20 protein-coding genes are annotated in these 24,095 nt (G+C 71.1%); 13 read left to right on the top strand and 7 right to left on the bottom strand.

Annotation, left to right across the window (positions count from 1 at the left end; all coding sequences use genetic code 11):
• The coding region (locus ACFWZ5_RS35185; protein ID WP_384891738.1) for a LysR family transcriptional regulator at positions 1-348 on the bottom strand (348 nt) is incomplete at its 3' end.
• Between the two features lie 462 nt (positions 349-810).
• Between ACFWZ5_RS35185 and ACFWZ5_RS35180 the strand changes: the two genes are divergently transcribed.
• The 4 genes from ACFWZ5_RS35180 (at position 811) to ACFWZ5_RS35165 (ending at position 5,769) form a co-directional block, all read left to right on the top strand.
• Positions 811-1,212, top strand: coding sequence for a LamG-like jellyroll fold domain-containing protein (locus ACFWZ5_RS35180; protein ID WP_384804406.1), 402 nt, complete (start codon positions 811-813; stop codon positions 1,210-1,212).
• Positions 1,194-3,944: an RHS repeat-associated core domain-containing protein gene (locus ACFWZ5_RS35175; protein ID WP_384804408.1), complete on the top strand. Its 2,751-nt coding sequence runs from the start codon at positions 1,194-1,196 to the stop codon at positions 3,942-3,944. The genes ACFWZ5_RS35180 and ACFWZ5_RS35175 overlap by 19 nt, the downstream gene beginning before the upstream one ends.
• 16 nt (positions 3,945-3,960) lie before the next feature.
• A complete protein-coding gene (locus ACFWZ5_RS35170; RefSeq protein ID WP_384804410.1) occupies positions 3,961-4,401 on the top strand; it encodes a hypothetical protein in 441 nt (146 codons plus the stop codon).
• A gap of 771 nt (positions 4,402-5,172) precedes the next feature.
• Entirely contained in the window at positions 5,173-5,769 is a 597-nt protein-coding gene (locus ACFWZ5_RS35165; RefSeq protein ID WP_384804412.1) for a hypothetical protein, read from the top strand.
• Between the two features lie 10 nt (positions 5,770-5,779).
• On the opposite strand, the gene ACFWZ5_RS35160 is transcribed toward ACFWZ5_RS35165, so the two are convergent.
• Together ACFWZ5_RS35160 and ACFWZ5_RS35155 are read right to left on the bottom strand one after the other, a co-directional pair.
• Positions 5,780-6,718 carry a DMT family transporter gene (locus ACFWZ5_RS35160; RefSeq protein WP_384804414.1) on the bottom strand — a complete coding sequence of 313 codons (939 nt, stop codon included), beginning with the start codon at positions 6,716-6,718 and terminating at the stop codon, positions 5,780-5,782.
• 135 nt (positions 6,719-6,853) lie between these two features.
• On the bottom strand, positions 6,854-7,795 hold the full coding sequence (locus ACFWZ5_RS35155) for an EamA family transporter (protein ID WP_384804417.1): 942 nt from the start codon (positions 7,793-7,795) through the stop codon (positions 6,854-6,856).
• A gap of 247 nt (positions 7,796-8,042) precedes the next feature.
• On the opposite strand from ACFWZ5_RS35155, the gene ACFWZ5_RS35150 reads away from it, so the two are divergent.
• Positions 8,043-8,591, top strand: coding sequence for a MarR family winged helix-turn-helix transcriptional regulator (locus ACFWZ5_RS35150; RefSeq protein WP_384804415.1), 549 nt, complete (start codon positions 8,043-8,045; stop codon positions 8,589-8,591).
• Between the two features lie 144 nt (positions 8,592-8,735).
• Here ACFWZ5_RS35150 and ACFWZ5_RS35145 read toward each other — a convergent pair whose 3' ends face one another.
• The 3 genes from ACFWZ5_RS35145 to ACFWZ5_RS35135 form a co-directional block, all read right to left on the bottom strand.
• Complete coding sequence (locus ACFWZ5_RS35145) at positions 8,736-8,975, bottom strand: hypothetical protein (protein ID WP_384806541.1); 240 nt, start codon at positions 8,973-8,975, stop codon at positions 8,736-8,738.
• Between the two features lie 90 nt (positions 8,976-9,065).
• Positions 9,066-11,219 carry a 4-alpha-glucanotransferase gene (gene malQ, locus ACFWZ5_RS35140; RefSeq protein WP_384806543.1) on the bottom strand — a complete coding sequence of 718 codons (2,154 nt, stop codon included), beginning with the start codon at positions 11,217-11,219 and terminating at the stop codon, positions 9,066-9,068.
• A complete protein-coding gene (locus ACFWZ5_RS35135; protein ID WP_384806545.1) occupies positions 11,220-11,456 on the bottom strand; it encodes a hypothetical protein in 237 nt (78 codons plus the stop codon). It abuts the gene before it with no gap.
• Positions 11,457-11,771: 315 nt separating this feature from the next.
• On the opposite strand from ACFWZ5_RS35135, the gene ACFWZ5_RS35130 reads away from it, so the two are divergent.
• Positions 11,772-14,894, top strand: coding sequence for a beta-N-acetylglucosaminidase domain-containing protein (locus tag ACFWZ5_RS35130; protein ID WP_384891740.1), 3,123 nt, complete (start codon positions 11,772-11,774; stop codon positions 14,892-14,894).
• A 118-nt stretch (positions 14,895-15,012) separates the two neighbouring features.
• Here ACFWZ5_RS35130 and ACFWZ5_RS35125 read toward each other — a convergent pair whose 3' ends face one another.
• Positions 15,013-15,549: an HNH endonuclease gene (locus ACFWZ5_RS35125; protein ID WP_384804102.1), complete on the bottom strand. Its 537-nt coding sequence runs from the start codon at positions 15,547-15,549 to the stop codon at positions 15,013-15,015.
• Between the two features lie 289 nt (positions 15,550-15,838).
• Here ACFWZ5_RS35125 and ACFWZ5_RS35120 point away from each other — a divergent pair, with 289 nt between their 5' ends.
• The 7 genes from ACFWZ5_RS35120 to ACFWZ5_RS35090 all read left to right on the top strand — a co-directional run bounded on the left by ACFWZ5_RS35120 (position 15,839) and on the right by ACFWZ5_RS35090 (position 23,990).
• Positions 15,839-16,924 carry a mechanosensitive ion channel family protein gene (locus ACFWZ5_RS35120; RefSeq protein WP_384804100.1) on the top strand — a complete coding sequence of 362 codons (1,086 nt, stop codon included), beginning with the start codon at positions 15,839-15,841 and terminating at the stop codon, positions 16,922-16,924.
• Positions 16,925-17,193: 269 nt separating this feature from the next.
• Positions 17,194-18,396 carry an ROK family protein gene (locus tag ACFWZ5_RS35115; RefSeq protein ID WP_384804098.1) on the top strand — a complete coding sequence of 401 codons (1,203 nt, stop codon included), beginning with the start codon at positions 17,194-17,196 and terminating at the stop codon, positions 18,394-18,396.
• A gap of 135 nt (positions 18,397-18,531) precedes the next feature.
• Positions 18,532-19,872 (top strand): ABC transporter substrate-binding protein, encoded by a 1,341-nt coding sequence (locus tag ACFWZ5_RS35110; protein ID WP_384804096.1) that lies wholly within the window; start codon positions 18,532-18,534, stop codon positions 19,870-19,872.
• Between the two features lie 13 nt (positions 19,873-19,885).
• Positions 19,886-20,818, top strand: coding sequence for a carbohydrate ABC transporter permease (locus tag ACFWZ5_RS35105; RefSeq protein ID WP_384804094.1), 933 nt, complete (start codon positions 19,886-19,888; stop codon positions 20,816-20,818).
• A 7-nt stretch (positions 20,819-20,825) separates the two neighbouring features.
• Complete coding sequence (locus tag ACFWZ5_RS35100; protein WP_384804092.1) at positions 20,826-21,737, top strand: carbohydrate ABC transporter permease; 912 nt, start codon at positions 20,826-20,828, stop codon at positions 21,735-21,737.
• Positions 21,738-21,744: 7 nt separating this feature from the next.
• On the top strand, positions 21,745-23,010 hold the full coding sequence (locus ACFWZ5_RS35095; RefSeq protein ID WP_384804090.1) for a 6-phospho-beta-glucosidase: 1,266 nt from the start codon (positions 21,745-21,747) through the stop codon (positions 23,008-23,010).
• The gene (locus ACFWZ5_RS35090; protein WP_384804088.1) at positions 23,001-23,990 is read left to right on the top strand and encodes an N-acetylglucosamine kinase; all 990 of its coding nucleotides are present in this window, start codon (positions 23,001-23,003) and stop codon (positions 23,988-23,990) included. Before ACFWZ5_RS35095 ends, ACFWZ5_RS35090 begins: the two co-directional genes overlap by 10 nt.
• The last annotated feature ends 105 nt before the right edge of the window (positions 23,991-24,095 follow it).

Below are 24,095 nucleotides of genomic sequence, written 5' to 3'. Positions count from 1 at the left end.
CAGGGCCCGTACGGCGGGGACGACGAGCGCGGGCACCGCGGTGGAGAACGCCCCCACCCGCACCACCCCCACCTCACCCCGCACATACGCCGCCAACTCGGCGTCGGCCCGCTCCAGTTGGGCGAACACCACGTCGGCGTGCCGCAACAACAACTGCGCCGCATCGGTCAGCCGCACCCGCCGCCCGTGCGCCTCCAGCAACGGCACCCCCACCTGCTTGGCGAGGTTCGACAACTGCTGCGACACGGCAGAGGGAGTCATCATCAGCCCCCGCGCCGCCGCCGTCACGGTCCCCCGCTCACTCAACGCACGCAGAATCAACAGCTTCTTGATGTCCCACTCGGTCATGGGGCCAACGTACGCACCATCCTTTCCACGGCGGCCCCTCGCCCTGCGTGAATACGCGCAGATCGCCTGAAACACCTCAAGTCACGCCTCACTCGCGCAGAGAATTTCCGGCGCACCCCGCCACCCGACGCCGGAACGCAGCGGAGGATCACATTCAGCGAGCGCCATCGCCTCCCACGGGAGACCCGCTGGCCGGTTCTGGTCCAGACCGATACCCGGGCCATGGCTTCCGCCGGGGCGCACGCGCCGCCGCTTCCCACCCGACACGTTGGCGCGATCTCGACAGCCACCCGGACAGGACGGCCACGCAGAGTCATCAGCCACCCCGTGCCGACGGGACGACCGGGCGGTGGCGGTTCGACGACGGCCCGGGATCGGGGAGGACCTCCGCCAACGACACCGGTCAGGTCGGCGCCCGCCACGACGGACGGGGTTCCGGTCAACTCGCACGACTCGTTCACGGTGTCCGCGTGGGTCTGTCTGACGGATGCCTCGGCCAACCGCGTGGTGCTGTCCGCTCCGGGCGAGCACGGCTCGGCCTTCACGCTCTACTGCTCGGCCAAGACCAAGACGTGGGCGTTCAACCGCACCGACCAGGACAAGAACGGTCCTGATTACATCCGTTCCCTGGCCGATGCGGATAATCCGCCGCTGAAGGTGTGGACGCATCTCGTCGGCGTCTTCGACACGCAGGGCGACGCGGACAAGGGCAACGACACGATCCAGTTGTTCGTCAACGGACGGCCGCAGGGCAAGCCGAAGGTCCTTGCTACACCTACACACCCGGCGGACAGCAGGAGACGATCACCGGCCCCGACCAGGCCAAGTGGTCGTACGCCTATGACTTGTTCGGCCGCCAGGTGAGCGCCGACGACCCGGACAAGGGCGTCACGACCACGGCGTACGACAGCCTCGACCGGGTGCTCTCCACCAAGGACGTGGAGAACCGGAAGCTGCTGTACGGCTACGACGACCTCGACCGCAGGACCGGCTTGTGGCAGTCGGAGAAGACGGACACCAACAAGCTCGCGGCCTGGACCTTCGACGACCTCGCCAAGGGACAGCAGGACACGGCCACGCGCTACGACGGCGGCCTGACGGGCAAGGCGTACACCCAGAAGGTCACCAATTACACCAGCCTGTACCAGGTCAGGGGCAGCGAACTGACACTGCCCGACGAGGACCCGCTGGTGAAGGCGGGGGTCCCCAAGAAGCTGGCCTTCAGCACGGGTTACCGCTTCGACGGCACCGTCAGCCAGGCCTCGCAGCCCGCCGTCGCCGGGCTCGACTCCGAGACGGTCGACTACACGTACAACGACACCGGCCAGCAGCTGAAGCTGCGCGGCACCACCGGCTACCTCCAGGGCGCCGCCTTCTCCCCGCAGGGCGACCTGCGCCAGCTCACGCTCGGCATGAGCGGAGGCAGCACGGAGAAGAAGGCCTACCTCAACTACGACTACGAGGCGGGCACCCGCCGCCTCACCCGCTCCTACGTCACCGATGACGTGCACGGCTACATGCCGCAGGAGCTGAAGTTCAGGCAGGACGACGCGGGCAACGTCACCTCGATCTTCGACGCGACCACGCAGGGCGGCACGACGAAGCCCGACCACCAGTGCTTCGCGTACGACGGCTACAGCCGCCTGACGGATTCCTGGACCCCGAAGACGGCGGACTGCGCCACGACGGGCCGCAAGGCCTCGAACATCGACGGCGCGGCCCCCTATTGGACCTCCTACACCTACAACGAAGCGGGCCAGCGCAGGACCGAGACCCAGCACAGGTCGTCGGGCGCCGACGAGACCACGACGTACGACTACGGCACCGCTGCGGGCCAGCCGCACCCGCTCGCCAAGACGACGGGCGCGCGTGCGGCCACGTACGAGTACGACAAGACGGGCAACACCACGAAGCGCCCCGGGCCGAAGGCCCAGCAGACCCTGGCCTGGAACCCCGAGGGCAAACTGGCCAAGACCGCCGAGTCCACGTCCGAGACGAACTACCTGTACGACGCCGACGGGGAACTCCTCATCCGCCGCGCCAAGGGCGACGGCGACACGGTCCTCTACCTCGGCGCGACGGAAGTACGCCTGACGACGAAGGGCACCAGCAAGAAGCTCTCCGGCACGCGCTACTACACGGCCAACGACCAGACCATCGCGGTCCGCACGGCCGCCGCCGGCACCACGGACTCCGACCTCAGCTTCCTGGCGGCGGACCACCACGGCACGTCGAGCGTCGCGCTGGACGCGACGACGTACGCGGTGACCAAGCGCTACACGACGCCCTTCGGGTCGCCACGCGGGGAGAAGTCCCCGAAGTGGCCGGACGACAAGGGGTTCTTGGGCAAGCCGGTGGACAAGGGGACCGGTCTTACGCACGTCGGCGCGCGTGAATACGACCCTGCGAATGCCCAGTTCATCAGCGTGGACCCACTACTGGAGGACGAAAAGGCGGGCAGTCTCAACGGCTACAGCTACGCGGAGAACAACCCCGTCACCGCATCCGATCCTTCCGGCCTGGGCAGCTTCGAGTGCAAGCGTGGCAGTTGCGGTGACGGAGGAGCGGCCGACTTCATCGACGGTCACGCCTCCCCCGACTTCCCGTCGGGTGCCACCTGGGGATCGACGTACCCGGACTTTCCGGGAGGCACGTCCAGCACGACGAGTACCGGATCCACCAGCACTCCCAGCTGCCTGCCGATCTCGGGAGGCACGTGCATCCGGAAGCAGGTGCCGTACCGCGGCCCGGACGACAGCTTGAACTTCATCGGCAACGCGGTCGAGTCCCTCGCCAAGGATGTCCTCCTGCCGGATTTTGAATCCATCCGGAAGTGCCTGAAGAAGCCCGACAAGAGTGCCGCGTGCGGCAACACGCTCATGGAAATTCCCGCACTCAAGGGAGTGAAGCTCGGCAAGAAGCTGGCCAAGCTGGGGAAGAAGGCCTGGAAGAAATCCGACAAAGCACCGAGGCGCAAGGTCTCGCCCGACTGCAAATGCTTCCGGGCCGGCACCGACGTCCTCATGGCGGACGGCAAGACCAAGGACATCGAGGGGTCACCGTCCGAGCGCCGCTGGGTCGAGGCCAAGGCCCTCGAACCGGGCATGACGCTCCGGACCGACAGCGGCGACACCGTCATCGTGACCAAGAACCACGGCTTCACGAAGCATGCGCGGACGTACAACCTCACGGTCGAGGGCATCCATACGTACTATGTGCTCGCTGGGCGGACGCCGGTTCTGGTTCATAACAGTGGAGGGTGCCTTCCCGCTCTCCGGGGCTGGAGCAATCAGCGGTTCCAGTTCGGGAATCAGCCCTTCTTGCTGGACAAGAAGGGAATGGAGTACATCCTCACTCGTCATCACCCGAAGTATTGGGATGGCTCGGCAAAGAAGACGCAGTCCTTTTTTGATTCGAGCATGAGCGTTGATGACATCCAAGGCGCTATCGGGCAAGTCATGCGGCAGAACCGCGATACGCTCGCTCAGCGAGGCGGTCAGGGAATGTATCAGATTCGCGGCAACGTTAACGGCGTCGATTATGTGCTCGGCATGAACAGCGGTCGAGTGGGCCAGTTCTATCCGGAATCTCCATAACCGAAGGGCCTGTGACGTGGTTGAGATTGAGACGTTCCTGAAGGGTGTGGACGGTGGGTTCGTGCAGGTGGAAGCCTGTCGAACCCCACCGCCCGACCTCGACTACATTGAAGGCGCCATTCGACTGTCCGTTGATGGATTGGAAATCATCGGCACTGAAGAGTGGGACTACGTCGACCAACTCTGGTGCTATATCGCCGAGATGGTGACGAAAGTACAGTCGTCGGGTTACGCGGAGACGTATTTCCCGGACCAGCCGATCAAGCTCTCTTTTCAGGTCACCGGGGCTCGCGTCTTGGTGACCGCCAAGATCGGCAAAGAAGTCAAGAGGGCAAATGCTTCGTCGGCGGATCTTCTGGAAGCCGTCAAAGCGGCTGGAATGAGCTTCTTCAGGAAGATGTCCGAGCTTGCCCCGGGCAATTCGTATTCCGAGGCACAGCAGGAGTTGTCAGTTTGACCGAACCAGAGGCCCCGCCGGGAATGCTTGAATCCGGCGGGGCCTCGGGGCTCTTGACGTCAGCAGTTGACGGCAACGTCAGCGGACGGGGGCCGCGCAGAGCGGCGGTTCGTCGCCGTCGTCGGGCTTGGCGGTGATCTCGGCGGGTTGCGGAGGGCGCGGCCTTAACAACAAGATGCATCTCTTCTACAGGAGGGCGCGATGGGTGCGTGGTGGGACATGCAGTGCGACTACGGGCATGTCTGGTCGGTGTTCCTGCAGGGCGAGGCGGAGCCTGAGGAAGAAGTCCTGGCCTGTGGGGAAGACGGCCTGCCTGCGGTCACCGCGTCCCGGCACCCCTTGGCAGACAGAGCAGAGATTCGCATTCTGCCTGCGGCATGGGAGAGGGACGGACGTGTCGGGCGTTCAGACGAGTACTTCTTCGAAGTTCGATCGACAGTCGACCCCGAGAAGGTACTGCGGTCCGATTCCCCGATGTCGTGGGAGGAGGCAATCCGCGGTGCCGCAATGTTCCGCAAGATTCCATGGAGTCAAGCGGAACGACGTTGGAGGAATGTTCGCGCACTGCGGAAGTCGACATGACCTCACTCAATCGGCCTTCTGCATAGACCAGTTCGGAACGTTCTGGCATTTCGGGTGGGCGGTTTGGGCCTACCGGCTCCGTCGCACGGGGGAGGTGGTCGGGACCTGAGGAGGACGTTCCGCGTGGGGGTGGTCGGGAGGATCTGGGGGTGTCAGTCGCCTCGTCGATCCTTCTGAACGGAGTCCCTCATGCGGAAGCGGGTCAAGAACTCTCTGCGTGCCGTTGCCCTTGTCGCGATCATTGCCGCCGTCGCGGCGCCCGTCGCCGTTGCCGCGCCCGATCACACTGGTGCCGCCACACCGGGGAAGCCCGCCGTCGTCACCTCCGTCCTCAAGGGTGAGGGGCGGCTGAACTACCCCGTCCCGCAGGACGACGTCCGGGTCAGTGTCGATGCCAAGGCCGTCTTCCCCGCGAAGAATCCGTGGGACCCGACGCGGAGTTCGGGGACCTTCCGGATCTATCACAGCTTCGGGCAGCCCGGCGGTAAGCCGCCGAAGGTGTACTGGGGGGACTTCAAGGTCGACTGCCTGACGACCGGTGGGCCCACCGCGACCGTCACCGGGAGGCTGTTCCGTACGAGCCCGGGGCACCCGTGGCTCAAGGAGCTCCCCCCGCACGTCCGGATGGGGGCCAGCTTCTACGTGCCCGAGGACGGGCGCGGGCCCGCGCGGGTCGGGCTGAGCGGGCCGGGCAAGAAGGGCGAGCCGATCAGCAAGTGCATGGCCCCCGCCGCCGACGCGACCGTCATCGACGGGGGGTACGCCCTCAAGGACAAGGTGCGGTAGCGGTACGGCGCTACTTCCTCGTCGGCGCCGAGCCCAGCAGCACTCCCCCGAGAATCAGCGCCATGCACAGCACCTGCGTCCAGCCGAGCGCCTCCCCGAGCACCACGTACGACAGCAGCGCCACGCACACCGGCTGGAGGTAGTAGACGACCCCGGCCCGTGCCGCGCCCACCAGGGCGATCGCCTTGTTCCAGGCGAAGAAGGCGATCGCCGACGACACCACCCCTACGTAGAGGAGCGGGCCGACCGTCCCCGGTGTCGGCTCGAAGCCGCCCTGGACGGTCACGCTCACCGCGTACACCGGGAGCAGCATCAGCGCCCCGAGGAGGAAGGTGGCGAAGAGGAAGGGGAGGGCGGCGATCTCCCGCGGCCTGCGGCGCAGCAGTGCGCTGTACGACGCGAAGGCGATCGCCCCGCCGATCACCCAGACGTCGCCCGCCGCGAAGTCCGGACTCAGGGAGCCGCCGCTCACCAGGAGGAGCACCCCGGCGCAGGCGATCAGCATGCCCGTCACCCGGCGGGCCCCCAGGCGGGCGCCGCCGAGGCGTTCGTACACCGCCATCAGGACCGGGGACGCCGCCATGATCATGCCCATGTTCCCGGCCGTGGTCGTCACGCCCGCCTGGTTGACCAGGGTGTTGTAGACGGTCACACCGAGGAGGGAAGCCGCGACCAGGTACGTGAAGTGGCGGCGCAGGACCGCCCGTTGGCGCCAGGTCTCGCGTGCCGCGAACGGGGCCACCGCCGCGATCGCGATGACCCAGCGCCAGAACGCGTGCTGGACGGGCGGTACGGAGTCCGCGAGCGCGCGGGACGTGACGAAGCTTCCGGACCAGACGGCCGTCGCGAGCGCCGCGAGGGACAGGCCGAGGCCCAGGCCGCCCCCTCGGGCGGCCTGGGCCCTTCGCTCGGTACGGACGGTGGTGCTCCGGTCCAGGACGCTCGCCACTGGTATCGCCTACCCTTCGCCCCCGCCATGCGTCGCATGACGGGGGCTTCGTGATCGTTGTCGCGACTACCGTCGCAGCGGCTCATCCATCACGTCCATCGAAACTTTCCGCTTGTTCTTTGAAGCTGAGCTGAACTATTTCGAGGTCGGGGCTGCGGCCGGGGTCTGCGCCGGCTCCGTCTGCGCCGACTCCGTCTGCTCCGTCGCGGGCCCGGTGCGCTGCACCTTGCCCGCCGCCAGCTGCCCGAACACCGTCGCCCCGAAGGCCACCGCCATCCCCGCCACCTGGAGCGGCGTCAGGGACTGGCCGAGCGCCGCCCAGCCGATGACCGCCGCGGTCAGCGGCGAGAGCGGGCCGAGGAGGCTGACCTGCGTGGCGCGCAGGCGGCCGATGCCGCGGAACCAGAGCCAGTACGCGAGTGCCGTGCCGGCGAGGGACAGGTAGACGTAGCCCGCGATGTTCTGGCCGTCCAGGGCGGGCGGCGCGCCCTCGACCAGCAGGGCCACCGGGGCGATCAGAAGGCCGCCGATCGTCAGCTGCCAGGACGTCAGGGCCAGCGGGCCCACACCCTCGGGGCGGCCCCACCGCTTCGTGAGCACCGTTCCCGTGGACATCGACGCCGTCGACGCCACCGCCGCCAACAGACCCACCGCGTCCAGCGAGCCCGCCGCCTTCATCACCACGAGGCTCACGCCGAGCGCGGCCGCCACGCCCGCCAGGATCGTCCGGACACTGGGGCGGTCACTCAGGAGCAGGGCGGAGAGCCCGGCCACGAACAGCGGGCCCACCGAGCCGACCACCGCCGCCATCCCGCCGGGCAGGCGGTACGCGGAGAGGAAGAGGAGCGGGAAGAAGGCGCCGATGTTCAGGGCCCCCAGGACGGCGGCCTTCCACCACCACTCCCCCTTCGGCAGGCGTCTCGCCAGGACCAGCAGGAGCAGGCCCGCGGGGAACGCCCGCATGAAGCCCGTGAACAGCGGGCGGTCCGGCGGCAGGAACTCCGTCGTGATCGCGTAGGTCGAGCCCCAGACGACGGGGGCGTAGGCGGTGAGCAGGATCGCGGTGGCGCGGTTCATGGCGGCCATGACGGGTTCCTCCGAGCGGGCGGTGCCTGGGCGGCACCTGTGCAGTGCCTGGACAGGAAGTAACTTAGCACTAAGCTACTTAGTGTCAACCCACTCATGAAGAAGCAACTTGGCGGCGAGTAACTTGGGGGCGAGTGATTTGGGGGCGGGCAACTTGGAGGCAAGCGACTTGGCGGCGAGTAACTTGAAGATGAGTAACTTTCTTGCGAGCTTTCTTCCTCCGGTGGATACTGCGAACATGCAGCACGCCACAGACAGCAGCGCCAAGGAAGCCCTCGCGGCCGCCGCCGACCGCGACGGCGTCGACGCGATCATCGACCAGTGGGCCGCGGTGCGGCCCGACCTGGAGACCACACCCATGGAACTCTTCGGCCGCGTCTACCGCGTCGCCCAGGCCATGGGCGAGCGCACGGAGAAGGTGTACCGCCAACTCGGCATCACACGCGGCGAGTTCGACGTCATCGCCACGCTGCGCCGCTCCGGCGAGCCCTATACGCTCTCGCCGCGTCAGCTCTCCTCGACGCTGATGCTGACGACCGGCGGCATGACGGGGCGGCTCGACAAGCTGGAGCGGGCGGGGCTGCTCCGCCGCTCGCCCGATCCGCACGACCGGCGCGGGCTCCAGGTGACGCTCACCGACGAAGGGCGCGAGCTCGTCGACCGGGCCGTGTCGGCCGGGCTCGACGCGCAGCACGTGGCGCTCACGGCCTCGGGCCTCGACAAGGCCGAGACGTACCAACTGGTCGGGCTGCTGCGGAGGTTGCTCGCGGGCACGCAGAGCACCTGACACAGGCGCTCACAGGCGCTCGCACAGACGCTCACGCGGGCGCTCAGGAGGCCCCTACGCACGCCGAGGGCGCCCTTCGGCGGCGTACCCCGTCAGGGAGTACGTCGCCGAAGGGCGCCCTCGGTCAGAGAAGGAGCGGGTGGGTCAGCCCTGCTTCTGCTGCTTGCGGGACTTGTCACCGACCATCACGAGGCCCGCGATCACCAGGAAGAGGACGATCGGTGCCGCGACATACAAGCCCAGCGTCTCGACCACGCTCAGCTTGGGGCCCGGGTCGTCGCCGTCGTCGCGGGTGAGCGCGAGCGCGGGGGACGACATGAGCAGCATCATCAGCGTCGTACCGGCAGCCAGGGCACCGGCGCGCAGGGCGTTCTTCTTGTCCACGGTGCCAACGTAGCGAACGGCTTCCCGGGCCGCGCGCCCGGGGTGCCATCAGAGGGCACGCGAGCCCCTCAGAAGGCCAGAAGGCACCCCTCAGTGGGCACGGAAGCCCTGGAAGACATCGAGCAGCGCGTGCAGCCGCGGTGCCGCCGCCAGCTCCTCCAGAGTGACGGGGCGCCCCGCGGCGTCCGCGACCGGAAGGCGCCAGTTCGGGTACTCGTCCCACGTGCCCGGCAGATTCTGCGGGCGCCGGTCGCCGACCGTGTCCGGCAGCCAGACGCCGACCAGGCGGGCCGGGGTGGCGAGCAGGAAGCGGTGCACGGCCCGCACCTCTTCCTCCTCGTGCCCGGCGCCGCCCGGCAGCAGCCCGAGCCGGGAGATCAGGGCCAGCCACTCGCGCACGTCGGCCGCGGCCCCGGCGCGCTCGGCGGCCAGCGGGCGGGTGAGCAGGCCCAGGTCGTGGCGGAGCTCGACGTGCGCGCCGGTGACGCGGGCCGCCGTGGACGGCAGGTCGTGGGTGGTGGCGGTCGCGAGGCAGTCCGCGCGCCACGCCCCCGGCGGCAGCGGAAGGCCCGTCCCCGCACCTGCCGTTCCGTCGTCGCCCACGCCCTCCCAGTCCCGCTCGAACCACAGCACGGACGTGCCGAGCACCCCCCGCTCCCGCAGCGCGTCGCGCACGCCGGGCTCGACGGTGCCCAGGTCCTCGCCGATGACGAGGGCGCCCGCGCGGTGCGCCTCCAGGACGAGGACGGCGAGCATCGCGTCGGCGTCGTAGCGCACGTACGTCCCGTCGGCGGGCTCGCGGCCCCGCGGCACCCACCACAGCCGGAACAGGCCCATGACGTGGTCGATCCGTACGGCGCCCGCGTGCCGCAGCGTCGCGCGCAGCAGTTCGCGGAACGGCGCGTAGCCGGACTCGGCGAGCCGGTCCGGGCGCCACGGCGGCAGGCCCCAGTCCTGGCCGAGCGCGTTGAACGCGTCCGGCGGCGCGCCCGCCGCCATGCCGGTGGCGAAGTACCGGGCCTGCGCCCAGGCGTCGGCGCCGTCCGGGTGCACGCCGACGGCCAGGTCGTGGATGAGGCCGATGCCCATGCCCGCGTCCCGCGCGGCGCGCTGGGCCGCGGCCAGCTGCTCGTCCGCGTACCACGCGAGGCGCTCGTGGAAGTCGACGCGGTCCATCAACTCGGTGCGGGCGCGGGCGGTCTGCGGGCTCGCGGGGTCCCGCAGCGGCGCGGGCCAGGCGCGCCAGTCGACGCCGTGCCGCTCGGCGAGGGCGCTCCACGTCGCGTGGTCCTCCAGGGCCTCGCCGCGCTCGGCGAGGAAGTCGCTGTACGCGGCGCACCGGCCCGGGCCGAGCGGCACCTGAGCGATCAGCTCCAGGGCCGCGGACTTGGCCTTCCACACCGCGTCACGGTCGATCAGCTCCCCTTCGTCGAGCACGGCCCGGCGCAGGCGCGCGCCGCGCTCAATCAGCTCGCCCGCCCGCTCCCGTGCGGCCCCGCGCAGGTGCGCGAACTCCGGGACGCTTTCCACGTGTACGTGCACGGGGTCCGGGAAGCGGCGCGACGACGGCCGGTACGGGGAGGGGTCGCCGGACCCGCCCGGCGGCGCGGGCACCGCCGCGTGCAGCGGGTTCACCTGGACGAAGCCCGCCCCCGCCGCGCGCCCCGCCCACGACGCGAGCTCCGCGAGGTCCCCGAGGTCGCCCATGCCCCAGGAGTGGCGGCTCAGCAGCGAGTACAGCTGGACGAGGAATCCGTACTCCCGCGCTTCCGGTCCGGGGGCCCGGCGCGGCGCGACGATGAGGTGCGCGTCGGCGCGGGTGCCGTCCGGGGTGGTGGCGCGCAGGCGGTGGGCGCCCAGGGGGAAGGAGGTGGGGGGCGGGTGGGGGGTGCGCCACTCGTGGGTGTCGCCTTGTTCGGTGCGGAGGCGGAGGCGGGTGCCGGGGGGCAGTCGTTGTACGTCGTGTACGTCGCCGAGTCCCTGACCTGCCGCTCCCTCTCCCCCGTCCTCTTCTCCTGCCCGTGCCCCTTCCCAGAGGACCAGGGTCGGCGGCAACAGCCGCTCCCGTAACGCCCGTTCGCGGGCCGCCACCGCGTTCCGTACCGCATCCGGGGTACGGGCGTCCACGTCCAGGGCCGCGAGGGCGGCGACGACCGCCGTGTCCGAGGCCTGGACCGTGCGGCCCGGAGACGGGGAGTAGGAGGTGGCCACGCCGTACAGGGCGGCGAGCCTGGCCAGGGACACCTAGAATCCCGCGGAGTCCACGCCCGCGGCCGTTCCCGTCGACGTCGGCTCGCTGGTCAGCGGCGCGGCGTCCGTGAGGGGCGGTTCGCTCGTCAGGGGGGCCGCGGCGGCGAGCGGGGGCTCACTCGTCAGGGGTGGTTCCAGGCAGCCGCAGGAGCAGGAGCCGTCGAGGCCGGAGTCGGGGTGCGAGACCTGTTCGGACAGGCCGGACAGTAGAACATGCGCCGAGACGGGCATGGGACGCTCCTTTTTCGCGGGTACGCGTGCCGGTGCCGCAGGTCTACCCACTGCGTGGGGCGGCAGACGTAAACGGGTGGGGAACGTGACCTGGGTCTCTCCGGCGCGGGCACCTTCACCTCCCCACGCGTCCGGGGGCGCCCCTCCCCACCCGCCCACCCTTCCCTGTGACCGCAGCCCCAGCCCCAGCCGTGTGCGGGGGCGGGTGGGTGGAGGGAGGCGGCAAGGCCCGGCGTTGACACTCGGTGGGCGCTAGTGGTGGGGTCGGAGCTGTGCGTGACCGCACGAGTGGCGACAGTGACGAAGGAGGGGGCCGTGCAGCTGCGGCGCAGGAGAGGCGGCGGCGCAGCCGCCATCGCGGCAGCCGTCATCGCAGGCACCCTCGGCACCGCCCCGGGCACCTTGGCCGCCCCAGGCACCCCACTCGCCCCAGTCGCCCCAACCGCCCCAAAAGGCCCTCAAGCCACCACCCCAGACACCCCTCGGCTCACCCCACGGCCCGCCGCCCGACGACCCGACGCCCCACAGCCCACCCCCAGAAGCCCCCACCCCGCCACCCCAGACACCCCGCGGCTCACCCCCCAACCCACCCCCCAACCCACCATCTGGCCCCGCCCCCAAGCCATCGAGCCGACCGGCCCGGGGCGCGGCGTCAGTGTCGGTGGGGCCGTCGTCCTCGTCGTCGGGCGGGGGACGGGCGCCCCCGACCCGTACGCCGTCGGCGAGCTGCGCGGGCTGCTTCGGCGGGCCGGGGCGGGGGAGATCGCCGTCGTGCGGGACGGGGCGCCGTTGCCGCCGGGCGGGCGGCTCGTCGTGCGGGTCGCGGGCGCGGGCGCCGAGCAGGCCCTGCGCGCCCTGGGCGCGGCCCCGCGCGGGGACCTGCCGGCGGGCGGCTACCGCCTCGCCGTCGGCCGGGCCTCGGGCCAGGACACAGTGGCCATCGACGGCGTCGGACCGGACGGGGTCTTCCATGCCGTGCAGACGCTCAGGCAGTTGATGGACGTAGAGCGCCGCGCCATCCCCGGCGTTCGGGTTCGGGACTGGCCCGTGACCGCGGTCAGGGGGTTGACCGAGGGGTTCTACGGGACCCCCTGGACGCGGCGGCAGCGGCTCGCGCAGCTGGACTTCATGGGGCGGACCAAGCAGAACCAGTACCTGTACGCGCCGGGCGACGACCTCTACCGGCAGGCCCGTTGGCGGGAGCCCTACCCCGCGGCGCAGCGCGCCGAGTTCCGCGCCCTCGCGCGGCGCGCGGCCCGCAACCACGTGACCCTGGCCTGGGCGGTGGCCCCCGGCCAGGCGATGTGCCTGTCGTCCGAGCGGGACCTGAACGACCTCGCGCGCAAGGTCGACGCGATGTGGGCGCTCGGCTTCCGCGCCTTCCAGGTGCAGTTCCAGGACGTGAGTTACAGCGAGTGGCACTGCGACGAGGACGCGGACGCCTTCGGCTCGGGGCCCCGGGCGGCGGCCGCGGCGCAGGCGCGGGTCGCGAACGCCCTCTCCCGGCACCTCGCCGCCCGGCACCCGGGGGCGCGGCCGCTGTCCCTGATGCCGACGGAGTACTTCCAGGACGGTTCGACCGCGTACCGCGGCGCCCTGGCGCGGCGCCTCGGCGGACGGGTGCAGGTGGCGTGGACGGGCGTCGGCGTCGTGCCGCGGACCATCACGGGCCGTGAACTGGCGGGCGCGCGGCGGGCGTTCGGGGCGCAGCCGCTGGTCACGATGGACAACTATCCGGTGAACGACTTCGCGCGGGACCGGATCTTCCTCGGCCCGTACACCGGCCGCGAGCCGGCCGTCGCGCAGGGCTCGGCCGCGCTGCTCGGCAACGCGATGGAACAGCCCGCCGCGTCCCGCATCCCGCTGTTCACGGCGGCCGACTACGCCTGGAACCCCCGCGGTTACCGCCCGCACGCGTCGTGGCTCGCGGCGATCGACGACCTGGCGGGCGGCGACGAGCGGGCGCGCGGCGCGCTGCGGGCGCTCGCCGGGAACGACGCCTCGTCCGTGCTCGGCGCCGACGAGTCGGCGTATCTGCGTCCGCTGCTGCGGGCCTTGTGGACGGCGCGCACGACGGGCGACCCCGCCCGCGTCGAGGCGGCCGCCCGCGAACTGCGTACCGCCTTCGGCGCGATGCGCGACGCCCCGGCCCACCTGTCCCGGAGCGAGCTCGCGGCCGAAGTCCGGCCCTGGACCGAGCAGTTGGGGCGCTACGGCACGGCGGGCACGGTCGCCGTCGACCTGCTGACCGCGGCCGCGCGCGGCGACGGGGCCGCCGCGTGGCGGTCGGCGCGGGCCCTGCGGGCGGCGCGCGGCGCGCTCAGGGCGAGCCCGGTGACGGTCGGCCAGGGGGTCCTCGACCCGTTCCTCGCGCGCGCCGAGGACGCGTACGAGGAATGGGCGGGCCTGGGGCGCGGGGCGGCTGCCGAGGGGGCGCGGGCCGTGTGGCGGCGGGCCCGGCCGCTGGCCGCCGTGACCGCCCTGACGGACCCGGGCACCCGGGGTGGCGTCGAGGCGCGGGTGCCGGGTGCGGGGTGGCGGCGCGTCGCCGTGCTCGACCCGTCCGGATTCACCGAGGCACGGCCGCCGGAGGGCCTGCGCGCCGACGCCGTCCGGGTGGCCCTCCCCGGCGACGGAAGCGACGGACGTGATGGGAGCGACGGACGTGACGGGGGCGACGGACGTGACGGAGGTGGCCGGAAGGTGCGGCACCTCGTGCCCTGGTACGCCGACGAGCCCGCCGCCCACCTCGCGCTCGCCCGCGCGGAGGCGGACGCGGAGATCGGCGGTGGCCCGCAGCGGGTGACGGTGCGACTCCTTTCCCGGCGCCCCGGCGACGTCCAGGGAGAGCTCACCGCGAAGGCACCCCGGGGCGTCGCGGTGCGGGGGCCGCGGCGGACGACGCTGCCGCGCGGCACGCGGGTCGACGTGCCGCTCGACGTGACCGTGGCCCGCGGGGCCCGCGCGGGGACGTACGAGATCCCGGTCGCGTTCGCGGGCGAGACGCGGACGGTGGTGGTGCGGGCCTTTCCGCGCACGGGCGGCCCGGACCTGGCGCGCGGCGCGGCGGCGTCGTCGTCGGGCGACGAGACGGCGGACTTCCCCGCGTCGGCGGCGGTCGACGGCGACGCCACGACCCGCTGGTCGTCACCGGCCAAGGACGGCGCCTGGTGGCAGCTCGAGCTCGCCGAGCCGGTGCGCCTGGGGCGGGTGGTGCTGCGCTGGCAGGACGCGTACGCCGCCGCGTACCGGATCCAGACGTCGGCCGACGGCAGGACGTGGCGCACGGCGGCCGCGGTCCGCGACGGCCGGGGCGGCGTCGAGTCCGTGCGCATGGACGCGCCCGGCACCCGCTTCGTGCGGGTGCGGGGCGAGCGGCGGGCGACGCGGTTCGGGTACTCGCTGTGGTCGGTGGAGGCCTACGCCGTCAGAGACTGATCAGAGACTGATCAGAGACCGAAGATGTCGAGGACGGCGCCCGGCCACCGCACCCGTGAGCGGGACCCTGTGCACTGGCCCCGCTCGCCCGCGTACAACAAAGGCCCGAATCCATCCCCTAGGCGGAGATGCCGTCGATCCGGGCCATCGCGTCGTCCGCGCCGAACGGCTGCAGGTACGGCAGCCAGCGCGGGTCCCTATGCCCGGTGCCGATGATGCGCCAGGCCAGACCCGTCGGTGGGGCGGGCTTGTGGCGCAGGCGCCAGCCGAGCTCGAGGAGGTGCCGGTCGGCCTTCACGTGGTTGCAGCGGCGGCAGGACGCCACCACGTTGTCCCAGACGTGCTGGCCCCCGCGACTGCGTGGAATGACGTGGTCGACGCTGGTTGCGACGCCACCGCAGTACATGCACCGGCCGCCGTCTCGGGCGAACAGGGCACGGCGGGTCAGAGGAACGGGCCCCCGGTAAGGGACCCGCACGAACCGCTTGAGCCGGACCACGCTGGGAGCGGGGACGGTGCGGGTCGCGCTGTGCATGAAGGCGCCGGACTCCTCGAGGCAGAGTGCCTTGTTCTCCAGGACGAGGACGAGCGCGCGGCGGAGCGGTACGACGCCGAGGGGCTCGTACGACGCGTTGAGGACCAGGACATGCGGCACGGATGCCTCCTTGTACGCCGGCGGCGCGTGGCTCGCGCCGGGACGATCTGTGGTCCAGTTTCCCCTCATGCCTGGTCGTAGCGCCACCATGTGCCGGTAACGGCCTTGAAGTGTTTTCGACCACAGCCCGCTGGTGGCACGTTTCCGCACGGGCGAGCACCCGCTGGTCACCGGGTGATCACTCGCCCTCCGTCGAACATGACAACGATCCCCACACAATGCCCCGTTAGTGTGGTGGGTCTGCCCGGTGCATCTTCTGGGCAGGCCGCTATGCCTGGAGGTACCCGCCGTGTTCCTGTCCGTCCTTTCGGCCGCCGGAACGGACCCGGACCCGACACAGAAGCCGAAGCCCGTCACGCTCGACGACGCGCACGAGAGCGCGACGAACGCGGCGAGCTGGGTGGAGGAGAACTGGTCGACGTGGCTGGCGATCGGTCTGCGCATCCTGCTGATCGTCGTGATCGCGATGGTCCTGCGGGTGATCGTGCGGCGCGCCATCACCAAGCTGATAGAGCGCATGAACCGCACGGCCCAGGCCGTGGACGGCACCGCGCTCGGCGGGCTCCTGGTCAATGTGGAGCGGCGGCGGCAGCGGTCGCAGGCCATCGGGTCCGTGCTGCGCTCGGTGGCGTCGTTCCTGATCCTCGGCACGGCCGCGCTCATGATCCTCGGCACGTTCGAGATCAATCTCGCGCCGCTGCTTGCGTCCGCGGGTGTCGCGGGTGTGGCGATCGGCTTCGGCGCGCGCAACCTGGTCACGGACTTCCTCTCCGGCGTCTTCATGATCCTGGAGGACCAGTACGGGGTCGGTGACTCCATCGACGCCGGGGTGGCCTCCGGCGAGGTCATCGAGGTGGGCCTGCGCGTCACGAAGCTGCGCGGCGACGACGGCGAGATCTGGTACGTGCGCAACGGCGAGGTCAAGCGCATCGGCAACCTCTCGCAGGGCTGGTCGACGGCCGGTGTCGACGTGACGGTGCGCCCCGACGAGGACCTGGACAAGGTCAAGCGGGTGCTCGGCGAGGTCGGCGAGCGGATGGGCAAGGACGAGCCGTGGAACGAGCGGCTGTGGGGTCCGGTGGAGGTGCTCGGCCTGGACAGCGTGCTGCTCGACCAGATGGTGGTGCGGGTCTCGGCCAAGACGATGCCGGGCAAGTCCCTCGGCGTGGAGCGGGAGCTGCGCTGGCGGATCAAGCAGGCGTTCGACGCGGAGGGCATCCGCATCGTGGGCGGCCTGCCGCTGCAGCAGCCGGAGGAGGCGCCCGCGCCCGATCCGACGGCGGGCATGGCGGCGCCGTCCGCGTACGCGTCGGCGACGTCCCCGCAGTCGCAGGCGGCCTCGCCGATAGCGCCGCCGCCGAATCTCTCCAAGTAGCGCGGGCCTCGCCCACCGTCTCCCCGTAACTCCCGGTCTGTTTTCAGACACCGTTTGCTACGCCCGTGGGGGCGCCCGGACCGTTCCGGGCGCCCCCGCTCGCGTATCCGCACCGCGCGAGCCCCCCGGCAGGTAACGAGTTGGTAGCCGCGACGGCGCCCGCTATTGACGGGTCCTTCACGGGGGCTTACGTTCCTCGCATCCAATAGGAAGCCTTCCTAACAGTGACGTGAGGGAGGCGGGCCGCCGAAGGGCAGGTGTCGTCAGCGATGGCCGGAACCACCCCATCCAACGGGTCGCCCGGCGTGCCGGGCACGCCCCGCGTGCTCCGCGCCATGAACGACCGCGCCGCGCTCGACCTGCTCGCCGCCCACGGCCCTCTCACCCGCACCCGCATCGGGGAGCTCACGGGCCTGTCCAAGCCGACGACGTCGCAGCTGCTCAGCCGCCTGGAGAGCGCGGGCCTCGTCCGCACCACCGGCAGGCAGAGCGGCCGCCCCGGACCGAACGCCCTCCTGTACGAGATCGACCCGTCCGTCGGCCACGTCGCCGCCCTGTCCGCCGACCCGACCGGCATCAGCGCCCTGGTCGCCGACATCACCGGACGCGAGGTGGGCCGGTCCCGCATCGAGGCCTACTCCGACGAACCAGTCGCCGAGGACGTGCGCCACCGCACCGCCCAGCTCGTCACCGAGGCCGTCGACGGCGCCCTGCGCCAGGCCGGGCTCGGCCACGACGACCTGCGCGCCACCGTCATCGGCACGCCCGGCGCCATCGACCCGCACGACGGCCGCCTCCGCTACGCCCCGCACCTGCCCGGCTGGCACTCCCGCACCCTGCGCGCCGAGCTCGCCGAGGTCCTCGGCACCCCGGTCACCATCGAGAACGACGTGAACCTCGCCGCGATCGCCGAGCAGTACGAGGGCGCGGCGCAGGACAACGACGACTTCGTGCTCGCCTGGCTCGACGAGGGCGTGGGCGCGGCGATCGTGCTCGGCGGGGTCCTGCTGCGCGGCGCGACCGGCGGCGCGGGCGAGATCGGCTACATGCCGCTGCCGGGCGCCCCGCTGGTGCGCGGCGGCGACGAGCGGGCGACGATCGGCCCCTACGGGGGCGGCGGCGGCTTCCAGAGCCTGGTCGCGGCACCCGTCGTACGCGACCTCGCGGGCGGCACCAAGACCCTCACCGAAGCACTCGCCGACGACGGCCTGTGCGCCGAGGTGGCCCGGCGCGTCGCCACCGGGCTCGCGGCGGTGGTCGCCGTCGTCGACCCCGAACTCGTCGTCCTGTCCGGGCAGGTGGCCCAGGCGGGCGGCGAGGAGCTGCGCCTGCGCGTCGAGGAGGAGATGACGGGCCTCGCACTGCCGCGCCCGCTCCTGCGCATCAGCGACCTCGACAGCGACCCGATCCTCACCGGCGCCCTGCGCACCGCCCTCAACCAGGCGCGCGACACCCTCTTCGACACGGCCTGAGTTCCCCGCCGCCAGCCCCCCGGCCCCCGGCCCGACCGATCCGGGCCGCACCGCACCGCACCCCCCGCACCGCACCCCCGTACCTCCGCACTCCCGCACCCCTCCTGACGCCCCCTCCCGCAAAGGAAGTCCGCCATGCCGCGATGGCGTATACGCAGCAGCGTGCCCGCCGCGCTCGCCGCGGCCGGACTGCTCTTGGCCGGCTGTGCCAACCCGAGCACCGGCAGCGCCGACGACGATCCGACCAAGCCCGTGACGCTGAAGTTCTGGCACGGCTGGTCGGCGCCCGGCGAAGTGAAGGCGATCAACGACAGCATCGACCGCTTCGAGGAACAGCACCCGAACATCAAGGTCAAGTCGGTCGGCAACGTCACCGACGCCACCATCAACCAGGCCCTCAGGGCCGGCGGCGGCGAGGCGCCCGACGTGGTGTCGTCGTTCACCACCAACAACGTCGGCCAGTACTGCGACTCCGGCATGTGGGTCAACCTCGACCCGTTCATGAAGAAGACCGGGCTCGACAAGAAGAAGACGTTCCCCCAGACGCTGCTCGACTACACGAGCTACCAGGGCAGCCAGTGCGCCCTGCCGCTGCTCGCGGACGCGTTCGGCATGTACTACAACAAGGACGCCTTCGCGGAGGCGGGCATCACGCGCCCGCCGCGCACCATGTCGGAGTTCCAGCGGGCCGCGAAGAAGCTGACCGTGCGCAGCGGCAAGGACTCGTACAAGCGGGTCGGCTTCATGCCCAACTTCCGCCTGTACCAGAACAGTCCGGACCGTCTCTTCGCGCAGTGGGGCCCGCGCTACTTCGACGCGGAGCACAAGTCGCGGCTCGCGAAGGAGCCCGCGGCGTACGACTACTTCAAGACGACCGACGCGCTGGTGAAGGCGCAGGGCGGCTTCGACGACCTGGAGAAGTTCCGCTCCACGTTCGGCGACGAGATGTCCAGCCAGAACGCCTTCCTCACCGGGAAGCTGGCCATGCATCTGGACGGCGAGTGGCGCGGCCTGATGCTGGACGCGGCGAAGGCGAAGTTCGACTGGGGCGTCGCGCCGCTGCCGGTGCCCGACGACCGGGCGGACACCTACGGCCGGGGCTTCGTCACCGGCACCGTCGCGGGCATCGCGCACAGCAGCAAGCACCAGAACGCGGCCTGGGAGCTGGTGCGCTTCCTGACGGCCGACACGAACCAGGTCGTGAAGTTCGCCAACGCCATCCACAACGTGCCGTCCACCTACGCGGCCCTGAAGTCCCCGAAGCTGGACGCCGACCCGAGGTTCCGCACGTTCTTCAAGATCCTGGAGAACCAGCACAGCCAGGCGCTGCCGCCCTCCACCAACGGCGGCGCGTACGTGGTGTCGCTGCAGGACTTCTCGTACTCCGTCGAGGCGGGCCGGGTGAAGGACCTGCGCAAGGGCCTGACGAAGCTCGACGACCAGATCGACGCCGACAACCTCCAGGCAGAGAACTGAGGAGGGCCCTGCCATGGCAACACTCTCGCCCCCGGCGCGCCGCAGACTGCGCACGCTCGGCTTTCTCTCCCCCTGGCTGATCGGCTTCAGCGTCTTCTTCGCGTACCCGCTGATCGCCACCGTCTACTTCTCGTTCATGCACTACAACCAGATCAAGGAGCCCACGTTCGTGGGCCTCAGGAACTGGCGGTACGTGTTCGAGCAGATGCCGCTGTTCGGCCCGGCCCTGTGGAACACGCTGTGGCTGGTCGTGGTGATGGTGGCCCTGCGCGTGCTCTTCGGGCTCTCGCTCGGGCTGCTCGTGACGAAGCTGAAGAGCGGGGTCGGGTTCTTCCGCACCGCCTTCTACCTCCCCTACCTCGCCCCGCCGGTGGCGGCCACCGTCGCCTTCGTCTTCCTCCTGAACCCGGGCTCGGGACCGGTCAACGAGATCCTGGCCAAGGTCGGCATCGACGCGCCGACCTGGTTCAACGACCCGACCTGGGCCAAACCGTCGCTCGTGATGCTGTCCCTGTGGGGCATCGGCGACCTGATGGTGATCTTCATGGCGGCGCTGCTCGACGTGCCCAAGGAGCAGTACGAGGCGGCGGAGCTCGACGGCGCGGGCGCCTGGGCGAAGTTCCGGTACGTCACCTGGCCCTCGATCACGCCGATCGTGATGTTCGCCGTGGTCACGGGTGTCGTACAGACCATGCAGTACTACACGCAGGCCCTGGTCGCGGGGAAGGTCGCCTCCGGTGTCTCCATCGGACCCGGCTCGGTGGTCCAGCCCGGCTACCCCGACCACTCGACCCTCACAGTCCCGCAGCTCGTCTACTCGATGGGCTTCCAGAACTTCAACACCGGTGCGGCGTGCGTGCTCTCGCTCGTGCTCTTCGCCATCGCCATGGCCGCGACCCTGCTGCTCATGCGCAAGCGCTCGGGCCTGCTCTCGGCGGAGGACTGATCCCACCATGACTTCCACGACACTCAGCGCACCCACGTCCCCGCAGGCCGCCACCCCCGCCGGGCGGCGCAGCCCGGCCGCGGCCCGCGCCCGCCGCAAGCGCGTCCTGCACTGGATAGCCGTGCACAGCGTCGCCCTCGCCGTGGCGCTCCTGTTCGTCCTGCCGTTCGTCTTCGTCTTCCTGACGTCCGTGATGAGCGACTCGCAGGCGATGAGCGGCGACCTGTGGCCGTCGTCCTGGCACTGGGAGAACTACCGGACCGTCTTCGAGACCGAGGGCTTCCTCACCTGGTGGCGCAACTCCCTGATGTACGCGGGACTCGGCACCCTGTTCACGGTGTGCTCGGCGATCCCCGTGGCGTACGCGCTCGCCAAGTTCCGCTTCCGGGGCCGGCGCACCGCGATGCTGCTCGTCATCTCGACGATGATGCTGCCGCCGCAGGTCATCGTGATCCCGATGTACCTGGTGTGGGCGCAGCAGTTCCACCTGTCGGGCACGCTGTGGCCGCTGATCATCCCGATGGCGTTCGGCGACGCGTACTCGATCTTCCTGCTTCGGCAGTTCCTGCTCACCATCCCCAAGGAGTACATCGAGTCGGCGCGCGTCGACGGCTGCGGGGAGTTCAGGACGCTGCTCACGATCATCGTGCCGATGGCCAAGCCGGGCATCGCGGCCATCGCGCTCTTCCAGTTCTTCTACTGCTGGAACGACTACTTCGGCCCGCAGATCTACGCGGCGCAGGACCCGGGCTCCTGGACGCTGAGCTACGGCCTTGAGTCCTTCAAGAGCGCCCAGATGGTCAACTGGAACATGACCATGGCGGCGACGCTCCTGGTCATGGCTCCGGTCATCGTCATCTTCTTCTTCGCACAGAAGGCCTTCGTCGAAGGCGTCACCCTCACCGGAGTAAAGGGCTGAGAACGCAATGAAGCTCGCAGTGGTCGGCGGAGGCTCGACCTACACACCCGAACTCATCGACGGCTTCGCACGGTTGAGGGACACCCTGCCGATCGAGGAACTCGTCCTCGTGGACCCGGCGACGGACCGACTGGAGCTCGTCGGCGGCCTCGCGCGCCGCATCTTCGCCAAGCAGGGCCACCCCGGCCGAGTCGTCACCACGTCCGACGTGGACGCGGGCGTCGCCGACGCCGACGCGGTCCTGCTCCAGCTGCGCGTCGGCGGACAGGCCGCGCGCCAGCAGGACGAGACCTGGCCGCTGGAGTGCGGCTGCGTCGGCCAGGAGACGACGGGAGCGGGCGGCCTCGCGAAGGCCCTCCGCACCGTCCCGGTCGTCCTGGACATCGCCGAGCGCGTGCGCCGCACCAACCCGAACGCCTGGATCATCGACTTCACCAACCCCGTCGGCATCGTCACGCGCGCCCTGCTCCAGGCCGGGCACAAGGCCGTCGGCCTGTGCAACGTGGCCATCGGCTTCCAGCGCAAGTTCGCCGCGCACCTGGGCGTGGACCCGGCGCGGGTGCACCTGGACCACGTGGGCCTGAACCACCTCACCTGGGAGCTGGGCGCCCGCCTCGGCGGACCCGACGGCGAGAACGTCCTGCCCAAGCTGCTCGCCGAGCACGGCGAGGCCATCGCCGCCGACCTGCACATGCCGCAGGCGATCGTGGACCGCCTCGGCGTGGTGCCCTCCTACTACCTGCGCTACTACTACCAGCACGACGAGGTGGTGCGGGAGCTCGCCACCAAGCCGTCCCGCGCGGCGGAAGTCGCGGCGATGGAGCGGCAGTTGCTGGAGATGTACGGCGACCCGGCCCTGGACGAGAAGCCGGAGCTCCTCGCCAAGCGCGGCGGCGCGTTCTACTCGGAGGCGGCGGTCGACCTCGCCGCGTCCCTCCTCGGTGGCGGCGGCAGCCCGTACCAGGTGGTGAACACCCACAACAACGGCACGCTGCCGTTCCTGCCCGACGACGCGGTGATCGAGGTGCAGGCGTCGGTGGACCGGCAGGGCGCGACCCCGCTGGCGGTCCCGGCCCTCAACCCGCTCTTCTCCGGCCTGATCGCGAACGTGACGGCGTACGAGGACCTGGCGCTCGACGCCGCCCTGCACGGCGGCCGCGACCGCGTCTTCAAGGCGCTCCTCGCCCACCCGCTGATCGGCCAGTTCGAGTACGCGGAGCGGCTCACGGACCAGCTCGTCGCGCACAACCGGGAGCACCTGGCGTGGGCCTGAGTACGGCGGGAGCCACCGTGCTCGCGATCGACGCGGGCAACAGCAAGACCGACGTCGCGGTGGTCACGGCCGCCGGGGAGGTCGTCGGCGCGGCCCGCGGCGGCGGGTTCCAGCCGCCGAAGGTGGGCGTCGACGCGGCGGTGGACGTCCTGGCGGAGGTGGTGGGCCGCGCGCTCGCCGAGGCGGGCCGCATCTGCGTCTCGCACGTCTCGGCCTGCCTCGCCAACGCCGACCTGCCTGTCGAGGAGCGGGAGTTGGCGCAGGCGCTGCGCCGGCGGGCCTTCGGCACCAGTGTCGAGGTGCGCAACGACACGTTCGCGGTGCTGCGGGCGGGGCTGCTCGACGACGCCGAGCCGCGGGGCGTCGCCGTCGTGTGCGGTGCGGGCATCAACTGCGCGGGCATGCTGCCCGACGGGCGCACCGCCCGCTTCCCCGCCATCGGCAAGATCTCCGGTGACTGGGGCGGGGGTGGCGGGCTCGCCCAGGAGGCCCTGTGGCACGCGGCCCGCGCGGAGGACGGCCGGGGCGGCCCGACCGCCCTGATGCACGCCCTGCCCGCGCACTTCGGCCTTGCGTCCATGTACGCCCTCATCGAGGCGCTGCACCTCGGACACGTTCCGGCTGCGCGCCAACTCGAACTGACCCCGGTCCTGTTCGCCACCGCGGCGGAGGGCGACGAGGTCGCGCGCGCCCTTGTGGACCGGATGGCCGACGAGGTCGTGGCGATGTCCGTGGTGGCCCTGGGCCGCCTGGCCCTGCTGGAGGAGGAGGTGCCGGTCCTTCTGGGGGGCGGGGTCCTTGCCGCGCGGCACCGTCAGCTGGACGACGGCATCCGCGTGCGGCTCGCGGAGCGGGCGCCGAAGGCGGTGCCGCGCGTGGTCAGCGAGCGCCCGGTCCTGGGCGCGGCGCTCCTGGGCCTGGACGCGGTCGGCGCCCCGCCGCAGTCCTACCCCCGCCTCCGCGAGGCCTACTCCGACTGAGCCCCTCTCTCCCACCCCCACCCCCCCCCCCCGGGGGGCGCGAGGCCCCACCGCCACCGACAACCCCCGCGGGGGGTCTGAATGGTTGGAAATGACAACACGGGC

It is taken from the genome of Streptomyces sp. NPDC059003 (assembly GCF_042740445.1).
Lineage (GTDB): Bacteria > Actinomycetota > Actinomycetes > Streptomycetales > Streptomycetaceae > Streptomyces.
Note: the sequence above shows the minus strand (reverse complement) of the source record. Positions and strands in the feature narration are given on the sequence as shown.

Coding starts and splice junctions, on each gene's coding strand:
- ACFWZ5_RS35165 (WP_384804412.1), top strand. CDS start 5,173: ATGCGGAAGCGGGTCAAGAACTCTCTGCGTGCCGTTGCCCTTGTCGCG.
- ACFWZ5_RS35155 (WP_384804417.1), bottom strand. CDS start 7,795: ATGAACCGCGCCACCGCGATCCTGCTCACCGCCTACGCCCCCGTCGTC.
- ACFWZ5_RS35150 (WP_384804415.1), top strand. CDS start 8,043: ATGCAGCACGCCACAGACAGCAGCGCCAAGGAAGCCCTCGCGGCCGCC.
- ACFWZ5_RS35135 (WP_384806545.1), bottom strand. CDS start 11,456: ATGCCCGTCTCGGCGCATGTTCTACTGTCCGGCCTGTCCGAACAGGTC.
- ACFWZ5_RS35115 (WP_384804098.1), top strand. CDS start 17,194: ATGGCCGGAACCACCCCATCCAACGGGTCGCCCGGCGTGCCGGGCACG.
- ACFWZ5_RS35110 (WP_384804096.1), top strand. CDS start 18,532: ATGCCGCGATGGCGTATACGCAGCAGCGTGCCCGCCGCGCTCGCCGCG.
- ACFWZ5_RS35105 (WP_384804094.1), top strand. CDS start 19,886: ATGGCAACACTCTCGCCCCCGGCGCGCCGCAGACTGCGCACGCTCGGC.
- ACFWZ5_RS35100 (WP_384804092.1), top strand. CDS start 20,826: ATGACTTCCACGACACTCAGCGCACCCACGTCCCCGCAGGCCGCCACC.
- ACFWZ5_RS35095 (WP_384804090.1), top strand. CDS start 21,745: ATGAAGCTCGCAGTGGTCGGCGGAGGCTCGACCTACACACCCGAACTC.